16 protein-coding genes and 1 pseudogene are annotated in these 22,578 nt (G+C 59.3%); 10 read left to right on the plus strand and 7 right to left on the minus strand.

What is annotated here, in order from left to right:
- The first annotated feature begins 71 nt into the window (after positions 1 to 71).
- The 3 genes from DXY10_RS03125 to DXY10_RS03135 are packed head-to-tail and all read left to right on the plus strand — an operon-like array spanning position 72 to position 2,328.
- Positions 72 to 455 carry a universal stress protein gene (locus tag DXY10_RS03125; RefSeq protein ID WP_115016151.1) on the plus strand — a complete coding sequence of 128 codons (384 nt, stop codon included), beginning with the start codon at positions 72 to 74 and terminating at the stop codon, positions 453 to 455.
- The gene (ylqF, locus tag DXY10_RS03130; RefSeq protein ID WP_115016116.1) at positions 452 to 1,330 is read left to right on the plus strand and encodes a ribosome biogenesis GTPase YlqF; all 879 of its coding nucleotides are present in this window, start codon (positions 452 to 454) and stop codon (positions 1,328 to 1,330) included. Before DXY10_RS03125 ends, ylqF begins: the two co-directional genes overlap by 4 nt.
- Positions 1,327 to 2,328 carry an RluA family pseudouridine synthase gene (locus tag DXY10_RS03135; protein WP_115016117.1) on the plus strand — a complete coding sequence of 334 codons (1,002 nt, stop codon included), beginning with the start codon at positions 1,327 to 1,329 and terminating at the stop codon, positions 2,326 to 2,328. Before ylqF ends, DXY10_RS03135 begins: the two co-directional genes overlap by 4 nt.
- Before the next feature lie 271 nt (positions 2,329 to 2,599).
- Here DXY10_RS03135 and DXY10_RS03140 read toward each other — a convergent pair whose 3' ends face one another.
- Positions 2,600 to 5,779, minus strand: coding sequence for a glycoside hydrolase family 9 protein (locus DXY10_RS03140; protein WP_115016119.1), 3,180 nt, complete (start codon positions 5,777 to 5,779; stop codon positions 2,600 to 2,602).
- Positions 5,780 to 5,866: 87 nt separating this feature from the next.
- Entirely contained in the window at positions 5,867 to 7,489 is a 1,623-nt protein-coding gene (locus DXY10_RS03145; protein WP_115016120.1) for an ABC transporter ATP-binding protein, read from the minus strand.
- Positions 7,490 to 7,545: 56 nt separating this feature from the next.
- Here DXY10_RS03145 and DXY10_RS03150 point away from each other — a divergent pair, with 56 nt between their 5' ends.
- Complete coding sequence (locus tag DXY10_RS03150) at positions 7,546 to 9,879, plus strand: bifunctional (p)ppGpp synthetase/guanosine-3',5'-bis(diphosphate) 3'-pyrophosphohydrolase (protein ID WP_115016122.1); 2,334 nt, start codon at positions 7,546 to 7,548, stop codon at positions 9,877 to 9,879.
- On the opposite strand, the gene DXY10_RS03155 is transcribed toward DXY10_RS03150, so the two are convergent.
- Positions 9,870 to 11,318 carry a sensor histidine kinase KdpD gene (locus DXY10_RS03155; RefSeq protein WP_115016124.1) on the minus strand — a complete coding sequence of 483 codons (1,449 nt, stop codon included), beginning with the start codon at positions 11,316 to 11,318 and terminating at the stop codon, positions 9,870 to 9,872. The two genes, DXY10_RS03150 and DXY10_RS03155, sit on opposite strands and share 10 nt — an antisense overlap.
- 2 nt (positions 11,319 to 11,320) lie before the next feature.
- Positions 11,321 to 12,268 (minus strand): phosphate/phosphite/phosphonate ABC transporter substrate-binding protein, encoded by a 948-nt coding sequence (locus tag DXY10_RS03160; RefSeq protein WP_170955680.1) that lies wholly within the window; start codon positions 12,266 to 12,268, stop codon positions 11,321 to 11,323.
- A 94-nt stretch (positions 12,269 to 12,362) separates the two neighbouring features.
- On the opposite strand from DXY10_RS03160, the gene DXY10_RS03165 reads away from it, so the two are divergent.
- Complete coding sequence (locus DXY10_RS03165) at positions 12,363 to 13,847, plus strand: YdiU family protein (protein WP_115016127.1); 1,485 nt, start codon at positions 12,363 to 12,365, stop codon at positions 13,845 to 13,847.
- On the opposite strand, the gene DXY10_RS03170 is transcribed toward DXY10_RS03165, so the two are convergent.
- A complete protein-coding gene (locus DXY10_RS03170) occupies positions 13,787 to 14,305 on the minus strand; it encodes a DUF2062 domain-containing protein (protein WP_115016129.1) in 519 nt (172 codons plus the stop codon). The genes DXY10_RS03165 and DXY10_RS03170 overlap by 61 nt on opposite strands.
- A gap of 103 nt (positions 14,306 to 14,408) precedes the next feature.
- Between DXY10_RS03170 and mnmE the strand changes: the two genes are divergently transcribed.
- Positions 14,409 to 15,803, plus strand: coding sequence for a tRNA uridine-5-carboxymethylaminomethyl(34) synthesis GTPase MnmE (gene mnmE, locus DXY10_RS03175; RefSeq protein ID WP_115016131.1), 1,395 nt, complete (start codon positions 14,409 to 14,411; stop codon positions 15,801 to 15,803).
- On the opposite strand, the gene DXY10_RS03180 is transcribed toward mnmE, so the two are convergent.
- The gene (locus DXY10_RS03180; RefSeq protein WP_115016133.1) at positions 15,736 to 17,349 is read right to left on the minus strand and encodes an NCS2 family permease; all 1,614 of its coding nucleotides are present in this window, start codon (positions 17,347 to 17,349) and stop codon (positions 15,736 to 15,738) included. The two genes, mnmE and DXY10_RS03180, sit on opposite strands and share 68 nt — an antisense overlap.
- 31 nt (positions 17,350 to 17,380) lie before the next feature.
- On the opposite strand from DXY10_RS03180, the gene nadC reads away from it, so the two are divergent.
- From nadC to DXY10_RS03200, 4 genes are all read left to right on the plus strand, one after another.
- Entirely contained in the window at positions 17,381 to 18,292 is a 912-nt protein-coding gene (gene nadC, locus DXY10_RS03185) for a carboxylating nicotinate-nucleotide diphosphorylase (protein WP_115016134.1), read from the plus strand.
- 74 nt (positions 18,293 to 18,366) lie between these two features.
- Entirely contained in the window at positions 18,367 to 19,056 is a 690-nt protein-coding gene (locus DXY10_RS03190; RefSeq protein WP_115016136.1) for a response regulator transcription factor, read from the plus strand.
- A 49-nt stretch (positions 19,057 to 19,105) separates the two neighbouring features.
- A complete protein-coding gene (argS, locus tag DXY10_RS03195; protein WP_115016137.1) occupies positions 19,106 to 20,893 on the plus strand; it encodes an arginine--tRNA ligase in 1,788 nt (595 codons plus the stop codon).
- 11 nt (positions 20,894 to 20,904) lie between these two features.
- Positions 20,905 to 21,897, plus strand: a complete 993-nt coding sequence (locus tag DXY10_RS03200) for an asparaginase (RefSeq protein WP_115016153.1) — start codon at positions 20,905 to 20,907, stop codon at positions 21,895 to 21,897.
- 474 nt (positions 21,898 to 22,371) lie between these two features.
- Here DXY10_RS03200 and DXY10_RS14755 read toward each other — a convergent pair.
- Positions 22,372 to 22,578, minus strand: a pseudogene (locus tag DXY10_RS14755) (hypothetical protein); the annotation flags it as partial.

Here is a 22,578-nt window from a genome sequence, read left to right on the forward strand (position 1 = left end):
TGACATTAACCCGAGTCGTGCGGATCTGGCGCTAGACCGGCGTTATCGGTGTGGATGATGTGGAGGAACGCATGTTCAAAACCGTTCTGTTCCCGATCGATCAGAGCCGTGAGGCGATTGAGATCGCAGGCAAGGCTTTGGAGTTGGCCCGTCGTCACGGCAGCAGCATGGTCTTGCTGTCGGTGGTGCAGCCTGAGCGGCCTGAAATGCATGACCATGCCACGGTTGCGCCGTTGCTGGAGCAGGCCCGCAGTCGTTTCGAGCAGGCTGGGGTGTCCTGTGAGCTGGTGGAGCGAGAAGGGAAGCCGGCCTTTGAGATCTGCAATGTGGCCGACGAGTTGAATGTGGATCTGATCGTGATGGGCACCCGCGGAGTGAATCTGGAAGACGATACGGAAAGCACGGCTGTGCGGGTGATTCAGCTGGCGCCCTGTCCCGTGCTGGTGGTGCCGTGAGCACCCCCCCGATTCAGTGGTATCCAGGCCATATCGCCAAGGCGGAGCAGCAACTCAAGCGCAATCTGGACAAGGTGGATCTGGTGATTGAGGTGCGTGATGCCCGCATCCCTTTGGCCACGGGTCACCCCCATCTCAGCCGCTGGGTGAAGGGCAAGCAGCACCTCCTGGTGATCAACCGTCGCGACATGATCACTGCCGAGGCGCGGGAGGCCTGGCAGCAGTGGTTCAAGAACCAGGGCCAAGCCACGGTCTGGTGTGATGCCAAGGCAGGAACGGGGGTGAAGCAGTTGCAGCAAGCGGCCATCCGCGCTGGCAATCAACTCAATGAACGGCGCCGCAACCGCGGCATGCGCCCGAGGCCGGTGCGGGCGCTCACGCTTGGCTTCCCGAACGTCGGCAAATCGGCCTTGATCAACCGCTTGGTGAAGCAGAAAGTGGTGGCCAGTGCTCGCCGGGCGGGCGTGACGCGCACGCTGCGCTGGGTGCGTGTGGGGCAGGATCTGGATCTGCTCGATGCGCCAGGGGTGCTGCCACCGCGACTGGATGATCAGCGAGCGGCCCTGTTCCTCGCCCTTTGCGATGACATTGGCCAGGCGGCCTACGACGGGGAGCTCGTAGCCCAGGCCTTTCTCCGCCTACTGGCTGATTTGGATCGGCGCCAGGCTTCCGGGGCCTCGCTAACACGGGTGGAGGGGCGTTACGGCGTTCCCCTCAGTGCTGAGACTGCCGACCCTGCCTACTGGATGCAGGCCGCGGCAGAGAAACACACGTCATCAGACACGGCGCGGATGGCCCAGCGTCTGATGGACGATTTCCGCAAGTCGGCTCTCGGCAGCATCTCGTTGGAGCTTCCGGCGGAGCCGGCAGCGTGAGCGGGCAAAGGCAACGCCGTGAGCGTCCTCCTCTACCTGAGGAGTCGTTCAGCCAGGCCTTCGGGGAAGGCGAGGGGGAACTGGTCAGCCTCACCTACCCCAAGCCTTTGCCGATGCGCCTCGATCGCTGGTTGGTGAGTCAGCGCACTGAGCAGAGCCGTGCGCGGATTCAGAAATTTATTGATGCCGGTTTCGTGCGCGTGAATGGGAAGACCGGCAAGGCCAAAACACCACTGCGACAAGGGGATGAGGTGCAGCTGTGGATGCCGCCGCCGGAGCCTTTGCCGTATCTCAAGCCGGAGCCGATGGAGCTCGATGTGCTCTTTGAGGACGAGCACTTGATCGTGATCAACAAACCAGCTGGGCTCACGGTGCATCCGGCACCCGGCAACAAGGACGGCACGCTCGTGAACGGCCTGTTGCATCACTGCCCTGACCTGCCAGGAATCAGCGGCAAGCTGCGGCCAGGGATTGTCCACAGGCTGGATAAAGACACCACCGGTTGCATCGTCATTGCCAAGAGCCAGGAGGCGCTTGTGAAGCTTCAGGTTCAAATCCAGAAGCGGATCGCCTCACGCGAGTATCTGGCCGTCGTGCATGGTCTGCCCCAGGGTGATTCCGGGTCCATCGTGGGTGCCATCGGTCGCCACCCCGCAGACCGCAAAAAATATGCGGTGGTGAGCGGTGAGAGCGGTCGTTACGCCTGCACGCACTGGAGCCTGCAGGAGCGGCTCGGCGATTATTCCTTGCTCCGTTTCAAGTTGGATACCGGTCGTACGCACCAGATTCGTGTGCACTGCGCCCATATGAACCATCCGGTGGTGGGTGACCCCACTTACAGCCGTTGTCGCAAGTTGCCGATGGATCTGCCTGGTCAGGCGCTGCATGCGTTCCAGCTGGGCCTCGATCATCCGATTACCCGGCAACGGATGGTGTTTGAGGCACCGCTACCTCCTGTGTTGGACAAGTTGCTGACGCTGCTTCGGCGGCGACTCTGATGGGCGATTGTTGAAAGGAGAGTGACAGTGGGCTATTGCACCGGTCGTCTCTCCACGTTGCAGGCTCGACTTGATCACACCCATCAGATCCGTGTGGATTGGCGCTGCATGAACCATCGTTATGAAGGAGATGGTCGCTGCCAAGTGTTGTCGCTTGCGCAAGAAAGGCCGAGCATCCGATCCGGCCTGATCGGATGCTGTTGAATCATTGATGGCCAGCAATGATCAATAAGTTGTTGGCATGGTTTGGGAAACTTAGCCAGCTCAAGTCTCAGCCAAGTTGTGTTGCGAAAGCCAATGCACCTGTCAAGCCGGCATTGTAGTCAATGGCCACCTCATTTGAAATGTAATCGGACCTACGATCCGTGTAGGAAAAATCGTCAGCACGGCTTGGTCCTCCAACCAAAGCGCCGTATAAAATATGTTCGTTGGCTTCGAGGGAATTGAAATCCTTCCAGCCAACACCAGAAGCGGCTCTGTGGTGTGGCTGCTCAGGCCAGTTGTCTCCAAAGCCAACGATGTAACTGGATTCCCTTGGATTGTTGCCAAGAATGTAATCCATAGAGTTCACCGCAAGTTGGCTGTATGCGCCCTCAGGGTTGACAATCGAATCAGCCACAACACCCGCGAGCATGGCGGTGTTGGCGGAATAGCGAAGTGAGCCCCACTGATCAACAAAACGCAAGCCGCCTTCTGTGATCTGCGGTCCCTGATCTCCTGTGACCCAGCTGTCAAGCCAGGCTGTGACATCGCTAAGGGCTTTTTGGTCATTCAGGTCTTGTCCGAGGAGAACTGCTGCTCCATAAGACGCATCATCCCAATTGGGTGCCCAGGACTGATTCAATCCTCCGATTGCAGTGTGATAGCGGTTCTGCGCATCGGACTGATACTGAGAACCATCCTGCCCAGCTGCTTCGAGGCCGCGTGCCAGCCATAAAGCTCCGTAGACGAGTTCATCCTGATAGCCACTCCAGGAGTTGTAAAAGGGTTGGACAGATGCAATCGAATCGGAATACTTCCCTTGATACTCAAGTGCAAAATCGAACAAGGCTGTTGCCTCATTCAGTAGCGTGTCTGCATAAAGTGTGTCCCCATTGTTTCGGAAGAGAATGGAGGCTGAGGCCATCGCTGCAGCACTGGCAGCAGCGACATCCGAGCCAGGCTTCTCTGCTGTGATGGCTAGGGCTGGGCGATCAATGGATTGGTTTTCGGGAGAGCTCCACAGGGCGTGGTCTGCCTGGCCATCACCAACCTGAGCAATGAAAAACTCAGTTTCTCCATTGCTGTCGAGTTGATGTGCTTTTAATAGATAGTCTGTTCCCCAGCGGACCGTGCTTAAAAGCTGATCCGTCTGTTCTGCTATTTGATATCCCTTGGCGAAGGCAATCCCTCCCCAGGCCAGGGTGCTTAAGGTGGATGCAAGAGGAAGTCCAAATTTCACATGATCGCCGGCATCATGGTATCCACCAGTTAGGTCGAGGTTCAGGTCTGTCTGCAGATTGGATGGAGAAAGATCGCCAAAGTAAATGCCATCACGCCCATCGTTTAGGCCCGAATCACCACGCCATGCAATTCGATTGCTTGCTTCATCTAGATCGCCGCTGCGATTGGCCTCATAAAAGAGCAGCGATAGTTCTAAGGCCTTTTGATAAGACGATGTGTCGTCGATCCCGATGGATGCACGATTAGATTCTTGGTTTGGGCTGCCTGGGATTTGTTCATTGGGAACCGCTGGGTTTTTTGGCTGTTCCTGCTGCGTGAAGGGTGGTGAACTCTCTAAAGAGGTTGCTGAAAATAACAACGCTTCGCTCAGCACCCCGTTGGTGCCGATTGAGTTGTCTTGACTGCCGTTGAAGCCAACGACTACCGTTTCGCCTGCACCAATCGATCGCCCCCACTCTGCGCCAGAAATCGTGTGCCGAATCAAGCCACTGTCTAATTCGATTGAGCTGGCTGTTGCGCCCCAGGGTTGTCCCTGAATGCCATGTTGACTATCAAAACTGAAGCTCCAATTCTCTAGATCATCCGCACTGGTGTTGGTGACTGCTAGCTCAGCGGTGAAGCCTCCCCACCAAATACTTCCGCCCACCTGGACATCAAGTGGCGATCTGGTCTGGCTGGCTGGCTGCGTTAACTCTGCTGCATCCAGATCAGGATCTGAGCCCTCGCCGGGTTTGGCAGCCTCGATGTCGGCACCCTCAACAGGGCCTGGCTCCGCCTCGACCGGTTCAGGATCAGGCAGGAGTGCTCCTGGGAAAGGAACGGGTGAGGGGATTGATGCGATGCGGCCAGGTAATGCCTCTAGATTCTGATCGAGTGGATTACCAAGAGAAACAATGCCTTGGTAGTAATTGATCACTGTTGCGTCTGACACCTCGAGAGCCGGCCACTGCGGCCAATCAAATGTGTCATTCATGAAGGGTTGGCGTTGATCCCAACCCAACACTGTGAGGTGATTGATGTCGTGGGCAATCGCCACACCTTCAATATCAAGGAAGCCATGCGTTCGGCCATGCATCCAGCCGCCGTAATGCGGCTCCATTTTGAGCGTGTTAATAAACGCCTCTGTTAAGCCTGAGGTTTCGATGTAATCAGCAAATCCCTCATGGCCATAGGCACGAGTCATTGCCATCACATCCGTCGCTGATCCCAAGCGGGCAGTGCGCTGAATGTCCGCCACGATCTGCGGGTCATACAACTCGTCTGCGATCCAGCCCACCTTGGCGCCCTGCATCGCATACCAAAGGCCGACGCCCTTCACGTCATTGCCGCCGGGTTGACTGTTGTTCGTGAGGCCTTGTGCAAACGCCCACTCACCGACAGCGTCTAGATCAACAGCATCCAGGCCGGCAAAGCGCCGTAGGCCGTTGTAAGCCAGCAGAGCTTCTGTGGTGATGGCAGTTCTCCCACCCACCAGTTCGTTGTGTTCCGAGTTGTGGTTAGAGCCGTGAAAGGTGCCCCAGGTCGTGATGTCTGTGAACTCCCCTCCCGAGGCGGCACCATGCATGGAATGGGCCTCATGGCTGTGCATGTCGTGCAAGGAGGCTTCTGTTTCTGGTGCTGCTGAAGGCGGAGGGGTTGTCGTGTTGGTGTTGTTCTGCAGGCTTGCTGATCCTGACTGAGCCAGAAGAAGCTCTGCCGTGAGTTCGCCAGCTGTTCCCAGGTCTGTTCCCTGCTCGGCATTGAACCCCACGGTGATCGTGCCTCCGGCGGGAATGGATTGTCCCCAGCCGCTTCCTGTGAGGGTGTAACGGGTCAGGCCATTGTCAAGCACTAAAGCTTCCAGTTCGGCCCCCCAGGGCGCGGTGTTCAATTGATGGGGGCTCTCGAAGCTGTAGCTCCAGTGATTCAGATCTCTACCGGAGCTGTTAGTGATCGTCAGCTCGGCTGTGAATCCACCCCACCAGATTGTTCCTCCGATGGTGATGTCCAGAAGTCCAGAAGTTGGCACAGTGCTGCCTTATCGATGACATCTCAACCTCAGCGATTCCAGATCCTTGTTTGGTGACTCACCCTCGATGAGATGCGACTAAAGGTGTCAAGTTGGCAAGCGTGGGCATGCATCCACCAGCTTCTTTGTGATTGCAGCTTTGGGACGGGCCAGCAGTTGATCGCCCGGGCCTTGTTCCACGATCCGGCCGTGATCGAGCACGATCAGCTGGTGACAGAAGCCACTGGCCACGGATAGATCGTGGGTGACGAACACCATGGCTAGGCCAAGGCGGTGTTGCAGTGTGCGCAGCAGGTTGAGGACGTCTGCCTGAATCTCTGCATCCAGCATGCTCACGCTCTCATCACAGATCAGCACTTTTGGCTCTAGAGCCAGAGCGCGGGCGATCGCCACACGCTGCTGCTGTCCCCCTGAGAGCTGCCGGGGTCGCCTGTTCTGGAATTGTTCTGCGGGTGAGAGTCCCACGAGTTCCAGCAATTCCCTGGCTCGTTCCCGGGCTGCTGTTTTGCTCCGCAGGCCATGAATCAACAGGGGATCAGCGATGGCATCGCTTACGCACATCGCCGGATTGAGGCAGGCGAGTGGGTCCTGGAACACCATTTGGATTGAGCGTCTGAGCAGACGCTCTCGGCCCCCTCGCTGCTGCAGCAGATTGACCCCCTCAAGCCAAACTTGGCCTCCCCGGATCGGACTCAGTCCCATCAGGGCTCGGCAAAGCGTGCTCTTGCCGCAGCCGGATCCTCCCACCACGCCCAGGGATTCGCCTGCCTGAAGTTGGAAGCTCACGCCATCGACGGCCTTCAGCCACCGCGGAAACCATGGTGTTTCACCAAGGTTGTGCCAGCAGCGCAGTTCCTCCACTTGGAGCACTGTTGTGGCAGTCGGTGCTGATGGGGTGGTCCCTCCCTCGCGTTGGCGTGCCGCCTGCACCAGCCTCTGCCCCACCATTGAGCTGGGTTGGGTGAGGACTGTCGTGCTGCTGGAGGTCTCCACGACTTGCCCTCCATCCAGCACGGCCATGCGATCGCACCAACGATGGGCCATGGCCAGGTCGTGGCTGATCAGAAGCAGGGCACTGCCGAGGCCGTCGCAGAGCTGGCGCAGTTCCGCCATGACCTGTCCCGCCACGGCCGCATCCAGGCTTGTGGTGGGTTCATCGGCGATCACGAGCGGGGGATGGAGGCAGATGGCCAGCGCGATGGCCAGGCGCTGGCGCATGCCACCACTGAATTCATGGGGGTAGGCGTTGAAGCGGTCGGCACCGATGCTCACCCGTTCCAGCAACTCTTCGGCTCGCTCGCGCTGGGCTTTTAGAGGCAGCTCAGGACCGTGGGCACGCAAGGTGTCGAGCAAGTGCCCTCCCACCGTCATGAGGGGGTTGAGCCGTGTCATCGGGTCCTGGAACACCAGTCCCACCGCTTCACCCCGCAGCTGCTGCAGATTCCGTCTACTGAGACGGCGGGGGTCATGGCCGTTCAGCTTCAGCGTGCCCTCGCAGACACTTCCCGTGGGCAGCAACTGCAGTGCAGCTTTCGCAACGGTGCTTTTGCCGCAGCCGGAGGGGCCGACTAGTGCCAGGTGTTCCCCTGCTGTGATGCGTAGATCAAGGCCATTCAGGGTCCACTGCTCGGCGCCTGGATAGCGCAGATGCAGGTGCTCCAGTTCCAGCACCGCCTTCCGCGGGCTTGCTTGGCCTGGGCGTTGGCTCATGGATGGCGCTGCAGGGCACATGACTCCAATACCATGGTTCAACCCTGCCGGGTCGGATGCTGAAGGGCACCTCTGCGTCAGAACCGACACAGACCGATGCGGTCTGTGCTCAACCGCCCGCCGGTCTACCCACTGTTCGCGCCCATCCGATCCGCAGTATTGAGGATTACGGCATCCCCCTGCCGGAGTGGCTGCAGGAGTGCCTGAAGCATGTGCCCCCCGGGGCGGGCTATAGCTGCCCCACCGATGCGGAGGCGTTGCTCGCTGCAGCCTTTGATTTCGCTTTCCAGCTGCATGAAGGCCAGTTCCGCGCCAGTGGTGATCCCTACATCATTCATCCTGTTGCGGTCGCAGATTTGCTGCGCGATATCGGAGCCAGTGCTCCGGTGATCGCCGCCGGTTTCCTCCACGATGTCGTGGAAGACACCGACCTCACCCCAGAGCAGCTGGAGGCCCATTTCGGGGCTGAAGTGCGTTCCCTGGTGGAGGGGGTGACCAAGCTTGGCGGGCTGCATTTCACCAATCGCACCGAGGCTCAGGCTGAGAACCTGCGCAAGATGTTCCTGGCCATGGCCAGTGATATTCGTGTGGTTTTGGTGAAACTCGCGGATCGCCTGCACAACATGCGCACGCTGGGAGCGCTCAAGCCGGAGAAGCAGGAGCGTATTGCGCGTGAAACCCGTGAGATCTACGCCCCTCTGGCCAACCGTCTTGGCATTGGCCGTTTGAAGTGGGAATTAGAAGACCTCGCCTTCAAACTGTTGGAGCCCGAGGCTTTTCGCGAAATCCAGCAGGAGGTGGCGACCAAGCGCAGTGAACGGGAAGAGCGGCTGGCGGTGACCTTGAAGCTTCTGGCCGATCGGCTGTCGGCGGTGGGACTCGAGAGCTGCGAGGTGACAGGTCGCCCGAAGCATCTCTATGGCATCTGGAGCAAGATGCAGCGCCAGCAGAAGGCGTTTCACGAGATCTACGACGTTGCGGCGGTTCGGATCATCACCCCCAATCTTGAAACGTGTTATCGGGCCCTGGCGGTGGTGCATGACACGTTTCGGCCGATCCCAGGCCGCTTTAAGGACTACATCGGTCTGCCTAAGCCCAATGGTTATCAATCCCTGCATACAGCGGTGATCGGCCGACATCGGCCGATTGAAGTGCAGATCCGAACGGCGGAGATGCACCAAGTGTCGGAGTTCGGGATCGCGGCCCATTGGAAATACAAGGAGGGTGGTTCACCAGCCGCTGGTGGGGATACCGAACGCTTCAACTGGCTGCGTCAACTGGTGGACTGGCAGCAGGAGGGAGGTAACGACGATCACAATGACTACTTGGCCTCAATCAAGGAAGATCTCTTCGATGAAGAGGTCTTTGTGTTCACCCCCAAGGGCGAAGTGGTGGGGTTACGTAAAGGTTCAACCGCTGTTGATTTTGCTTATCGCATTCATTCAGAGGTCGGGGATCATTGCCATGGCGTACGCATTAATGACCGCCTATCGACATTGTCCGCATCACTGCAAAATGGTGATTTCGTTAACATCCTCACTAGTAAGACGGCCCACCCCAGCCTCGACTGGCTGAACTTCGTTGCAACGCCAACGGCACGTAATCGCATCCGTCAGTGGTACAAACGCAGCCATCGTCAAGAAACGATCCAGCGTGGCAAGGAACTGCTGGAGCGTGAGCTGGGGCGTAGCGGCTTCGATTCTCTGCTCTGCAGTGAGGCAATGACACGCGTTTCCGAGCGTTGCAATCTTCACAGCACCGAAGATTTGTTGGCTGCCCTTGGCTTTGGGGCTGTCACCTTGCATCAGGTACTAAATCGCCTGCGAGAGGAGATTCGTCTGCAGACCGAGGCTGAAGCCCAGCCCCTCAGCAATGAGGACGTGGCTCGCAAGTTGGTGGAGCATCAGACGGATGGTCCGCCGCGGGAACGGCAAGGCGAACTTCAGCCGATCCTCGGACTAGAGGGGCTCGACTACCGACTTGGAGGTTGCTGTAGTCCCCTGCCTGGGGAAGCGATCGTCGGCACCGTGGCTCTCGGCAACCATGGCATCACCATCCATCGCCAGGAGTGCGCCAACATCGAGGCCATTCCAACTGAACGGCGACTACCGGTGCGCTGGAATCCTGATGCCAGCCGCAATGGTCAGCGCTTCCCTGTGCATCTCCGTATTGATGTGATCGATCGTGTTGGGATCCTGAAAGACATCCTGATGCGACTCTCGGATGGATCGATCAACGTCAGTGATGCGCGTGTGAAAACGGCTTACGGCAAGCCGGCACGCATCGAGCTGTTGGTTGAGCTAGGCAGTGCCGATCTGCTGCAGCGCACGATGCATCAGATCCGTTCAATGGCGGATGTTCTCGACATCGCCCGAACCGGTCAGGGTTGATCGATCAATGGCAGGTCCAGGCTGAACTGGCTGCCTTCTCCCACCGTGGAAAGCACCGTGACAGTGCCGCCCATTCCCTCCATCAGCATCTTCACAATCGACAGGCCCAGGCCTGAGCTGCTCTCTCCCTTCGGAATGGAGACGCCTTCGGCGCGGGTGAAGCGTTCGAAGATGCGTTCGAGCTGATCGGTCGGGATGCCCTGGCCCTGATCTTCAACAATGAGACGGACGGTCTTGGCTTCAGGCCTGACCTCAAGGGAGATTGGACTATCAGCAGAGGAGTATTTGACGGCATTGCCGATCAGGTTGCTGATGCACTGCACGAGGCGGTCGGGATCACCGATCACTTCCAGTGCAGGCAGCTCCATGAGGTTGTCGCGGATTGGATTGGTATGGGCGGCTCTCGCCAGCCTCAGGGCATGTTCCAGGCTCGGCATCAGCTCGAAAGGTTCGCGTCGGATCGAGAGCTGGTGGTTGTCGGCACGGCTGAGGTCGAGCAGATCGCTGAGCATGCGGTTCAGCCTCAACACCTCTTGATTGGCAATCCCGAGCGCATGGCGCTGTTGCTCAGCTAGCGATTCCCCCCGGTGCAGCACCGATTGGATAAAGCCCGAGATCACCGTTAAGGGCGTGCGGAATTCGTGGCTGATGGTGGAAGCGAACTGTTTCTGATTGCTGGCCGCGAGTTGAAGGCGCTCCACCATCTGGTTGAACTCTTGCAGAATCGGTAGGAGTTCAACTGGGGCTCCCGCGGTGGAGAGAGTCGCGGCCTGCAGGGTGTTGAGCTCAATTTCTGAAAGCTCCTGACTGATGCTGCGGATGGGCTTGAAAATGCGGCGGGCCGCGATGATCAGAATGGTGGTCGTGAGGAGGATAAGGGTTAATTCAGAGGCCAGCTTGATCATCATTTGGGCGTGGATCAGCGGCATGCTGTAGAGCGGCCTCAGATAAACGAAATGGCCTGTGGCGGCACCGCCTGGAAGCTTGATCGCTTTCAGTGCGACTGCTTCATGTTCGTCGTTCTCGACAATGGCAAACCCCCGTGGTGCCGCCACAGCTCGGTCTGCCAAGGCATGCAAGTGCGTCTGGCTGAACAGGACGTGACTGCCGCGGGTACTTGCCAGTCCGCCATTGCCCACGATCATGCCCACCTTGCCGTCGTAGAGACGCAGTGGTTTCAGGAAGCGTTGGTAGTCCTGCATCGTGCAACAGCGTTTGGCTTGCTCTGCCGTGAGTTGATCGACTTGATCATTGACATCTTTGAGCGGTGCGATTGCCTGCCGCTCAAGCTTTTTCTCCAGGAATCCTTGAAGGAAAATTTGTCGCAGTTCACGGGTGATCAGTAGGCTCGCAACCGATTGTGTGAGCACAACCGTCAGGCTGATCAAGAGAAAACGACGGGCCAACGACCAGCGTTGTACTGGGTGAGGGTTGGGCATGCTCACAGGTTCTGACAGGTCGGGAATCCACCGGTGGAGGCATGCACATCGGCCACCTTCTGCAGCGTCTGGTGGGGGAAGGATGGATTGGGCTTCTCAAATCCCTGATACCCCCATGTTGCGAGCACGCGTTGGTGTTCTGGCCGCTCTGGATTGAGGGCCAGCAGGGCTGTGGCTACTTTCTGCAGCTGCTCATGTTTCAGGCTCTGAGCAGGGTGCACCGCCGTGACCACGAAGTCATTACGACTGAGTTCGCTCTGCCAAACCACGCTGACCTTGTCTCGGACCTCAGGGGCAATGGCCTGGAGCGGATCGCCGCTGAGGCTGGGAATGAAGGCCAGGTCAATGCTGCCATCGGCGACCAGTAAGGGCAGATGGTTGGTGTTGGGTTCGTGGAAACATTCGCTGATGCTGAGAAACGGCACCTCCTGCTGATGTAGATGCAACAGCGGCTGTAAAAATGTCGACCCTGAGGCGCGGCTGCCGAAGCCGATGCTTTGGTTGTGCACGATGGAGAGAGGCGATGCCCCATCACTTCGTTCTTGGCTGTTCTCGAGACTGGCGCTGTTGCGAATCAGGACGCTGCGGAATGAACGTTTCTGAATGACAAGGGGGGTCACCTTGGGATTGTTGTGCAGGAGTTTGAAACCGCCGTATAAGCCAATATTGATCAGGTCAACGTCGCCATCGCGAAGCATCTGATGGCTGTGTTCATAGTTAATTGCGGGTACATAATCAATGCGTAGGCCTGTGGCTTTCTCTAGGTAAGGAATGACGATTGCCATTCTTTGGTTGATGACTTCTTGGCTTTGGTAAGGCTCTTCGGCAAGGCGTAGATCTGCCGGTGCACGCTTAAGGGTGGTTTGGTTGTTGTTCTCTTTGCAGCTCGTGATCAGCAGCCCCATGCAGATGCTGGTGATCAGAGTGAGTTGTCTTGATGACTGAATCATGGTGGAGCCCATAAGAGCAGCCTAGGAATCCAAGGCCGACTGGACAGTTGCTGTTGGGGTGATCGCTACGCTTCTGCGGCGAAGCCTTGGCGCCATGGGGTTCAATGGATTGCTATCGCTACCCTTTGAAGCTTCTATTGAGTCCCTGGGTGAGGCGTTCTGGGACCCAGTTCAGGCGGTTGATTTTCCGCAGACGCGCTTGCGATTTCGCAACGATGCCCTTCTGCAGCAGCTTGGAGTGGCACCCAAAACCATTGCTGATCACGATTTCGAGCAAGCTTTTGGAGGGTTTCAGTGTCGTCAGCCGCTGCTGGCCCTCCGTTATCACGGTTATCAGTTCGGTACTTACAACCCCCAGTTGGGGGATGGGCGAGGCTTCCTCTATGGCCAGCTGCGAGACATCCATGGTGATCTGCAGGATTTAGGGACCAAGGGCAGTGGCACCACTCCATGGAGTCGTGGTGGTGATGGACGTCTCACCTTGAAGGGAGGCGTGCGAGAGGTGATTGCCTCTGAAGCACTGCATCGTTTGGGTGTGACGACCAGCCGAACACTCTCACTGATTGAAACTGGCGAAGAACTTTGGCGTGGTGACGAACCATCGCCTACGCGTAGTGCGGTGATGGTGCGCATGGCCCGCACTCATCTTCGTTTCGGCACCTGTGAGCGTCTCCTCTACTTCCGGGATCGCAAGGGGCTCGAGCGTCTTCTTCGCCATGTGGTTGCTGTGTATTACCCCATGCTTTCTGCAACCTTGCCAGCCGCTGCTGGTGATCAGGCAGCACTGGAACGGCAGTTGTTGGCCTTCTATGGCGAGCTGGTGAAGCGGGTGGCCAGGTTGGCGGCTGAATGGATGGCGGCTGGCTTCGTCCACGGTGTGCTCAACACCGACAACATGTCGCTTGTCGGTGAAAGTTTCGATTACGGACCCTTCGCTTTTCTAGAGGCCTGGGATCCAGGCTTCACGGCGGCCTATTTCGATCACACGGGGCTCTATGCCTACGGTCGCCAGCCGGCGATCTGCCATCACAACTTGCGACTGCTTCAGGATCCATTGGCCATGCTGTTGCCTCGGGAGCGGATGGAGCAGGCTCTCGAAGCCTTTCCGCAGATCTATCAAACGCATTACAGGCATTGTCTGCTGCGGCGTTTAGGTCTTGATTCGGATGTGCTGTCTCAGACAGCGCATGCAGATGACTGCTTGGACCTGGTGGCTGCCACCCTCGATCTGCTGGCGTCCTGGCCGGTGGGTTATGGCGATCTATTCACTGGCTTGCAAACGTGGGTACGTCGACAGGGATTGCCACAAGAACCGGATGGTTTGGGGCCGTGTGTTCCGGGAGTTGACGCACCGCCACGGCAGGCTTGGCTGGCCTGGCGTGATGCCTGGTGGCATGCCCTGCAGATTCAGCTCAAGGTCAACGACGGACACCGTGCTGTGGTGCAGCGGCTCGATCGATTCAATCTGGTCCGTACGCCAACGCGTTCTCTGATCGAAACCCTGTGGGAGGAGATTGATCAGCGGGATGACTGGGAGCCTTTGTTGGCCTGGTTAGCCGAGGTGCGCCTCCCCACTTGAGCACCAGGCCGTCGGGAGGGCTTCAGGCGGAACAGCCACCAAGCGAGTGAGCCGAGAGACAACGCAAAGACGAGACCAACGAGGCTCGATCCGAGTAGAAGACGGCTGGTGAAACTCCAGCTCTGGTGCCAGAGCGTGGCTTTGTTGATGCCGGTGAGTGGGGCTGTGGCTGCCCTGCCCATCAGCGCATCTCCCACGCGGTAGTTGAACCAGTAGAGCGGCAGGTAGGTGAATGGATTGCTGATCCAGGTGCCGGCAGCGGCCAGCAGGTGGTTGCCCCGAACCACGCTGGCTAAGCCAATACCGAGCAGGGTCTGCAGTCCAAAGAAGGGGAAGCAGCCGCAGAAGACACCAGCGGCCAGACCGCGGGCGCGCTGCCCAGGACTGCCTTCCTGTTCCCAGAGCCACCGAAGCCAGCGGCGACAGCGTTTGATCAGGCTGTGCTGCCACCGGACCATGGGCTAGGGGCGCTTCGGGGGCGAATGACAGACGGCGGAGATCGTAGGAAGGAGCTCTCTTCGTCGTCGCCATGCGCGGCCTCGCATTGTCTCTGATGTTGTGATGTCTTCATCTGCGAGCGGAGTCCCTGTCCTGCCGGACACGATCGCGGCGGTGGCTACCGCTGTGGCGCCTGGTCAGGGAGGCATCGCCGTGATTCGTCTGTCCGGACCGATGGCCCAGGGGGTGGTGCGGACCATCACTGTCTTCCCCGGCCGTCAGGAATGGCGGAGCCACCGGGTGCTGTATGGCCACGTGTTGGCGGCTGACGGCCATGAGCGGCTTGATGAAGTGCTCGTGCTGGTGATGCTCGCTCCGCGTAGTTTCACGGCCGAAGATGTGGTGGAGATCCATTGCCATGGCGGTGTGATCGCCGTTCAGAGGGTTATGGCAAGGGTTCTGGAGCAGCCCGGTGTCAGAAGGGCCCTACCGGGTGAATTCAGCCAGCGTGCTGTTCTGAACGGACGTCTGGATCTCACCCGTGCTGAGGCCATCACCGACCTGGTGGCAGCCCGAAGCCAGCGTGCGGCTCAGTTGGCGATGGCTGGTCTTGATGGGGGGATTCAGCGCCGGATCGTCGCGCTGCGGGAGCGGTTGCTAGATCAGCTCAGCGAGTTGGAGGCCCGTGTTGATTTCGAAGATGATCTCCCGCCGCTTGATAGTCGGGCTCTGCTCGAAGAGCTGCAGGCGGTGCGCGCCACCCTCTTGGAGCTGGTGGCAGATGGTGCGCGGGGAGCAGCTTTGCGCACGGGTCTGCGCGTGGCCTTGGTGGGGCGTCCCAATGTCGGTAAGAGCTCGTTGTTGAACCGCCTCAGCCGCCGTGAGCGGGCGATTGTCACCGATCTGCCCGGCACCACGCGTGATTTGCTCGAGAGTGAGATCGTGCTGGAGGGTGTGCCGATGACTCTCCTCGACACTGCTGGGATCCGAACTACCACGGATGAAGTGGAGCAGTTGGGGATTGCCCGCAGCCATGACGCCCTGGCCAGTGCCGATGTGGTGCTGCTGCTGTTTGATCTTGCAGCAGGCTGGACGGTGGAAGATCAGGCCCTGTATGAACAGATTCCAGGTGCTGTGCCCCGTCTTCTGGTTGGCAACAAGCTTGATCTGACAACCAGCGCCGCTGAGGATGCACCGACGTCCCCTGCGTTGGATGTGCGCCTCAGTGCCCAAACCGGTGACGGTGAATCAGCGTTGGTGCAGGCCCTACTCGCCCAGTGCGGATCCCTCAGTGAGCAGCCGCTCCTGATCGCTCTCAATCAGCGTCAGGCCGACCTGGCGGCGCGTGCGGCGGGGGCCTTGCAGCGCAGCGAAGAGGTGGCGGCCGAAGGCCTTCCATGGGATTTCTGGACGATTGATCTGCGCCAGGCGATTCAAAGCCTTGGCGAAATCACTGGGGAGGAGCTGACCGAGGCCGTGTTGGATCGGATTTTTTCGCGTTTCTGCATAGGAAAGTGATCACGGTGACTGCGGCATAGGCCAGCGCCCAGGGCTGACCGGTGCCCCAGCCCAGGTCCAGCGTTGTGTCGCTGCTGGTGAACTGCCAGGCATGAATCACGCCGAACCAGGCCAGTACCGCGGAGATGCCACTGCACAGGGTTGCCGCCAGGAAGCGTTGCTCAATGGCGTAGACAAGCCATGCCGCGAGCAACATCGCGGTGATGATCTGCCCCTGTTCCAGAGCAAAGAGGCCATCGGCCCAAACGTCCATCGAGGTCAGTGTTGGCAAAATGGCCTCGCTGAAGGGTTGATCCCCACGGCCCAGGCCTCCTGTGCGCAGGCCCGCTTTGAGCAACTGGGCCCCCCACCCGGCCAGTCCTGGCAGTAGGCCAAGCACCACTGCTGGTGTATGGCGTCGCTGCGTGGCTTCAAATGCCTGGGCGGTCATGGCCAAGCCGATATAAAGCACGATGGCCATGCCGGCGTCGATCGGAATCACCAGTGCCAGCAGGCCGAACAGGCCGAACAGGCATGCCCCGGCCATGAAGACTCCGTTCAGCCACGAATAGGCCGAGCGAGCTCCCAGCGTTTTGAATCCCGGATGGCCGATGTAGATCGTGGTGGGGAAGCAGGAGCCAAGGCCGGCCGCCACGAGTGTGCCGAGTCCATCAATCAGCAGACATGGGCGCGTGGGGTAGACATCCCCGGCGGCTTCCGCACTTTCCAGGTTCTGTAGCGACCCCACCACGTTGAACAGGCCCATGGGCAGGATGACGCCCAACCAGGGGAGAAGTTCGTTTCGGCTCTCCCAGAGCGCCCCTAATTGAAGGGCTGGGATGTGGACACCCACCGCTGCCATCGACTCGGACCAGGCTGTTGCTGTCGGCGCGGTTAAGCCACTCCCCCAGGCGAGCACGATGCCGACCAGCAGCGCCATCAAACCGGTGGGCAAGGGCCATCGCACCCGTGCGACGTAACCCAGCAAGATGATGGCCAGCGTGCTCAGGCCCACCAGGGGGTGAGCGAAGGTGCGCAGCAGGAATCCCAGGGCGATGTAGCCGAGGGCGATTCCTGCCAGGGTGGACAGCAAAGCGGCTCGCGGCAGCCATCGCCTCAGTCGATCGGCACAGGTGGCCCCAGCGGTTTCGATCAGGCCTGAGCCCAGACAGGCCACCATCCCGGCATGCCATGAGCGGCTGATTGCCTCTGCTTCCGGAAGTCCTCCGTTGAGAGCTGCCAGTTTGACCGGCAGCATCACCAGGAAGATGTAGGCAAACAGGCTGACGGTGTTGATGCCATAGGGCAGTGCTGTGCAGTCATGCCGCCCTTCTCCTCTTGCCAGTTGGTGGGCCATGCGGGCATAGGCCACGTTCCCCACGAGGATGCTCAGCCCTGCGGCCGGAAGGATTTGCCCGAAAATCAGGCCATCGGGAAACCCCAGAACTGTGCGACAGAGTCCGACGATCAGAAGGATCTGAATCAGGTTGTTGAGCCCGAGGGCCAGCAGGCCATCCAGGTCGCCCGGCTGCCAGGGCCATCGTCCGGTTGGTGTCGTCACGTTCATGGCTGCTGGGAGCCGCAGATCATCATGTGAGATGTTCTCGCAATCCCTGGTTTTGGCTCGAGCGCATCTCACCATCACGCCCCGGTTGCGCCGTCAGCTGGGTGATTGGCTCCAGGAGGATCTCGGCCGCGGCGACCTCAGTGCCCCAGCACTGCAGGGTCGCCAGGGCCAAGCGCACTGGGTCGCAAAGGCCGATGGCATCTTCTGCGGCGGTGTACTCGTGGAACCGTTGCTGCGTGAGCTGCAGCCTCCGAATGGTGGATGCAATCTTCACCTGCTCGTGGCCGATGGGGCGCTGGTGAAGGCCGGTGATTGCTTGCTGGAGTTGGAGGGGCCAGCCCCGCTCCTGGTTGCCCTGGAGCGCACGGCCCTCAACCTGGCCATGCGACTCTCCGGGATCGCCTCGGCAACGGCAGCCCTTGTGGCGAGGCTTGAAGGCACAGGTGTTGCCCTGGCTGATACGCGCAAGACCACTCCAGGCCTGCGGGAGCTGGAGAAATATGCCGTGCGTTGTGGTGGTGGGATCAACCACCGCATGGGTTTGGATGATGCGGCGATGCTGAAGGAGAACCATCTGGCCTGGGCCGGCAGTGTGGAGGCTGCGGTGGCCCTGGTGCGGGCTCAGGCCCCTTGGCCCGTTCGTGTGATCGTGGAGGCTGAAACGTCAGATCAAGCCCATGCCGCCGTTGCGGCAGGGGCCGATGGTGTGTTGTTGGATGAGTTCACACCGGAGGCGCTGATTGCCTTGGTCCCTCAGCTGCGTCATCAGGCTCTTGCGCGATCGGCTGCTGGCGCGGTGCTGCTGGAAGCCTCCGGTATCCAGCCATCAGACCTCGGTGCTTATGCCGCCACTGGGATTGATTTGATCTCCACCAGTGCTCCAGTCACCCGTAGCAGCTGGCTTGACCTGAGCATGCGCTTTCGAGGTCAGCCGCTGGTTTGAACGGCTGTGCTTCGCCTGGAACGGTTGATGGAAGTCCTGGCCGTTCCTAGCGTTTTTGCAGTTCCGCCGAGCTGATGCCTGGATCAACGCCGACGGTGTTTCTGGCCGACGATGAGGCCAACATCGTGATGTTGCTGGAGATGGAGCTCGAGGCAGAAGGTTTCACGGTGGTTACCGCTGCTGATGGCATCACGGCCATCAAGGCGTTGCGAGAGACGCCGCCTGATTTGGCGCTGCTCGACTGGAACATGCCCGGGATGACCGGTTTGGATATCTGTCGGCGGTTGCGGGAGACCGGGGTGTTCCTGCCCGTGATCATGATCACGGCCCGCGATGAAATGGATGATCGGGTCGCCGCGCTCGAGGCCGGTGCAGACGACTTCATCGCCAAACCCTTCAACGTCCGTGAAGTACTGGCTCGCGTGAAGGCCTTGATGCGCCGCTCCAAGGGATTTAGCTCTGACGTGCTGCAGGTGGGTGATCTGGTGCTGAATGGTGCTGAACGAACCAGCGCGATCAATAGCCATCCCTTGGTGCTCACCGTTCGTGAGTTTGATCTGCTCGAGTGCTTCATGCGCCATCCCCGTCAGGCCCTCTCGCGTGCTCAGTTGATCCAGCATGTGTGGGGAGACGATTATTTCGGCGATGAAAATGTGGTGGATGTGTATGTGCGTTATCTGCGCAAGAAGCTGGAGGCCACCGGTGCAGAACGGGTAATCCAGACCGTGCGGGGTGTGGGCTTCGCGCTGCGCATGGAGGCTTAGTCCCTCGCCGGGGGATGATCGTGGGCTGACTCCGTCTCCGCTGCTCTCCATGCTGCGCATCGCCCAGGCCCTCGAAACCCAGTTGCGCAAAGCGATGCAGCGGGCCTTTCCGGCAGCTTGGGACGCGACACAAGGTGGAGGGCTGGACCCCCAGCTAGCGCCTGCGAGTAAGCCGGAATTTGGTGACTTTCAGGCCAATGCTGCTCTGCCCTTGGCCAAGCCCCTCAAGCAGTCTCCGCGGCAGATCGCTACGGCAATTGTGGAGCAGCTGCAAAGCGATACAGGCTTCACTGCCCTCTGCCTGGAACCTCAGATCGCCGGCCCAGGCTTCATCAATCTCACGATTCGCCCCGAGCGGCTGGCGGCGGAGGTAGCGGCCCGCCTCGGGGATGAACGGCTCGGGGTTCCGTCTGCGAAGAACCCGTCTCCGGTGGTGGTTGATTTCTCTAGCCCCAACATCGCCAAGGAGATGCACGTGGGGCATCTGCGCTCCACGATCATTGGCGATTCTCTGGCGCGGGTGCTGGAGTTTCGTGGGCATCCGGTGCTGCGGCTGAACCATGTGGGCGACTGGGGTACCCAGTTCGGGATGCTGATCACCCATCTCAAGCAGGTGGCACCCAAGGCGCTCGACACCGCCGATGCCATCGACCTCGGTGACCTGGTGGCCTTCTACCGGGAAGCGAAGAAGCGCTTTGATGATGATGAGGCGTTTCAGACCACATCCCGCGAGGAGGTGGTGAAGCTGCAGAGCGGTGATTCGTTGTCGCTGAAGGCCTGGGGCCTGCTGTGCGACCAGTCGCGGCGCGAATTCCAGAAGATCTACGACCGGCTCGACATCCGCCTGAGCGAAAGGGGCGAGTCGTTTTATAACCCCTTCCTGCCGGCGGTGATTGATGGGCTGAAGCAGACGGGCCTGCTGGTCACCGACGATGGTGCGGAGTGTGTGTTCCTGGAGGGGGTCAGCGGCAAGGACGGCAAACCGCTGCCGGTGATCGTGCAGAAGAGTGATGGTGGCTTCAATTACGCCACCACCGACCTGGCAGCGATTCGTTACCGCTTCGCTGAAGCTCCCGAGGGAGATGCGGCCCGCCGGGTGATCTACGTGACCGATTCCGGCCAGGCCAACCACTTTGCGGGGGTGTTTCAGGTGGCCGAGCGGGCCGGCTGGATCCCAGGTGGTGCTCGCCTGGAGCACGTGCCCTTCGGGTTGGTGCAAGGGGAAGACGGCAAGAAGCTCAAGACCCGCGCCGGCGACACGGTGCGTCTGCGCGATCTACTCGATGAGGCGGTGGAACGTGCTGAAGCGGACCTGCGCTCACGCCTCCAGGAAGAAGAGCGCAGCGAGCCGGAAGACTTCATTCACCATGTGGCCGGCACCGTTGGCCTTGCGGCGGTGAAATACGCCGATCTCAGCCAGAACCGGATCACCAACTACCAGTTTTCCTTCGACCGCATGCTGGCCCTCCAGGGCAATACGGCTCCCTATCTGCTGTATGCGCTGGTGCGGATCGCCGGCATCGCCCGCAAAGGTGGAGATTTGGATGTGGCGGCCGATCAGCTGCAGTTCAGTGAGCCTCAGGAGTGGGCTCTGGTACGGGAGCTGCTCAAGTTCGATGCAGTGATCGCTGAGGTGGAGGAGGAGCTGCTCCCTAATCGGCTCTGCAGTTATCTGTTCGAGCTCAGTCAGGTGTTCAACCGCTTCTACGACCAGGTGCCGGTCCTCAAGGCCGACGTTGATGCGCTGCCTTCGCGCCTGGCCCTGTGCCGTCTGACTGCCGATACGCTCAAGGCTGGCCTCGGTCTGCTTGGCATCGCCACCCTGGAGCGGATGTGAGCGGATCCGGCTTGCCCCGGTTGCTGCTGCTTGCCACCGGGGGCACCATCGCCGGCCGTGCGGATGAGGCCACATCGCTGAACCGCTATGAAGCGGGTGTGCTGGTCGGCGATGAGCTCATGCAGAGCGTGCCCCAGCTGGAGGAGCTGGCGGTGATCACGGTGGAACAGATCGCTAATGTCGACAGCGCTGATCTGCAGTTCCATCACTGGCGCCGATTGGTGGCGCGCATCCGCGAGGTGTTGGCTGTCGACCCCGACCTGGAGGGGGTGGTGATCACCCATGGCACCAACACGCTGGAGGAAACCGCCTGGTTGCTGCAGTTGCTGATCGATGACCCGCGGCCAGTGGTGCTGGTTGGGGCGATGCGGCCGGCAACGGCGCTGAGTGCTGATGGTCCGCTCAATCTGTTTCAGGCCATGCAGGTGGCCAGAGCGCCGGAGTCCCGCGGGCATGGGGTGCTTGTGGTGATGGATGGCTGGATCCATGCAGCTCGCGAGGTCACCAAGGTTGCGACTCAGGGGGTTGGTGCCTTTGAAAGCCCTGGTGTCGGCCCCTTGGGTTGGGTGGATGATGCGGGGGTGCACTTGCCTCCAGCGCAGCCAGCACGTCCTGTACCTTTCTCAGACCTTCAGCTTGCCGAGCCCTGGCCTCAGGTGGCGATCCTGCATGGTTGCGTCGAGCCTCCATCGGCCCTGATTCCTGCCCTGCTTTCGGCCGGCGTCCGGGGTCTGGTGTTCACGGGCACTGGAGCTGGCCAGCTGTCGGCGCTTGAACGCTGCGCTCTTGAAGACTGGCCAGGTCCACTGCCGCTCATGCTCAGGGCGAATCGCTGTGGTTCCGGGCCGGTGCATCGTGATGAGCAATTTGCCCGTCTTGGTCTTTTGCCCGCCGGGCGGCTCAGTCCCCAGAAAGCGCGAGTGCTGTTGTTGCTGGCTCTGATGGCTGGATTGGACCGTGCAGAGCTGGGAACATTGACGTCTCAACGCCAGTTCATGAGCTGATGCCTGCAGAGTTCAGGAAGCGTTGGTTGAGATTTCAGTGCATTCCAATAGCTGAACCTGTCTCATGGAGAACCAGATAGTCGCAAGTATGACTCTGAAATAAAGCGACTTCGCCATCGAGTTCCGTGCAGACAGTTTGGCGGTGCTGCTTAAAGCGCTTGATGGTACTTGCCATCTGGCTGCAAAATCACTATTGGTATTGAGTCAATAATGGCACGGAACCGTGGTCAGCACATTGCCTTCTTGCAAGCACGATTCAGCAATTGAATCTGCTTTGGTGTGAATTTCATGCGGGCTGAAATGTCCCAATCAACACCCCATTCTAAAAAGTCGTTTTTATCTATCTTTGCTCAACTGCGATCAATCGTGTCAGGCATCGGATGGCTTATTAGGTAATATCAAAGGCGTTTGTTGAGGTCGCATGCGAAAAATTTATTAGCATTTGGCTGAAATTGTTTGTGTAGTTTGCATGTTTTAGAGTGACCACCCTTTGAATTCTTCTTGCCAGTATGATTTTCCACCTGGGGAATAAATACATCGATATCTATTTCCATTGTTTGTTTTGTCTGCTTGAGGTCGGCTGCAGTGTTGACCATCTAACTTTCCACCATCATGAACTCTCACATCACGATGTTTCACTGATTCAGTGAGAGCTTGAATCACGGGTGTTTGCCAGGTTTT

The organism is Synechococcus sp. UW140, from assembly GCF_900474295.1.
GTDB lineage: Bacteria > Cyanobacteriota > Cyanobacteriia > PCC-6307 > Cyanobiaceae > Synechococcus_C.

Coding starts and splice junctions, on each gene's coding strand:
- DXY10_RS03125 (WP_115016151.1), top strand. CDS start 72: ATGTTCAAAACCGTTCTGTTCCCGATCGATCAGAGCCGTGAGGCGATT.
- DXY10_RS03145 (WP_115016120.1), bottom strand. CDS start 7,489: ATGAGCCAACGCCCAGGCCAAGCAAGCCCGCGGAAGGCGGTGCTGGAA.
- DXY10_RS03150 (WP_115016122.1), top strand. CDS start 7,546: ATGCTGAAGGGCACCTCTGCGTCAGAACCGACACAGACCGATGCGGTC.
- DXY10_RS03155 (WP_115016124.1), bottom strand. CDS start 11,318: ATGCCCAACCCTCACCCAGTACAACGCTGGTCGTTGGCCCGTCGTTTT.
- DXY10_RS03160 (WP_170955680.1), bottom strand. CDS start 12,268: ATGATTCAGTCATCAAGACAACTCACTCTGATCACCAGCATCTGCATG.
- DXY10_RS03165 (WP_115016127.1), top strand. CDS start 12,363: ATGGGGTTCAATGGATTGCTATCGCTACCCTTTGAAGCTTCTATTGAG.
- DXY10_RS03170 (WP_115016129.1), bottom strand. CDS start 14,305: ATGGTCCGGTGGCAGCACAGCCTGATCAAACGCTGTCGCCGCTGGCTT.
- mnmE (WP_115016131.1), top strand. CDS start 14,409: ATGTCTTCATCTGCGAGCGGAGTCCCTGTCCTGCCGGACACGATCGCG.
- DXY10_RS03180 (WP_115016133.1), bottom strand. CDS start 17,349: ATGAACGTGACGACACCAACCGGACGATGGCCCTGGCAGCCGGGCGAC.
- nadC (WP_115016134.1), top strand. CDS start 17,381: ATGTTCTCGCAATCCCTGGTTTTGGCTCGAGCGCATCTCACCATCACG.
- DXY10_RS03190 (WP_115016136.1), top strand. CDS start 18,367: ATGCCTGGATCAACGCCGACGGTGTTTCTGGCCGACGATGAGGCCAAC.
- argS (WP_115016137.1), top strand. CDS start 19,106: ATGCTGCGCATCGCCCAGGCCCTCGAAACCCAGTTGCGCAAAGCGATG.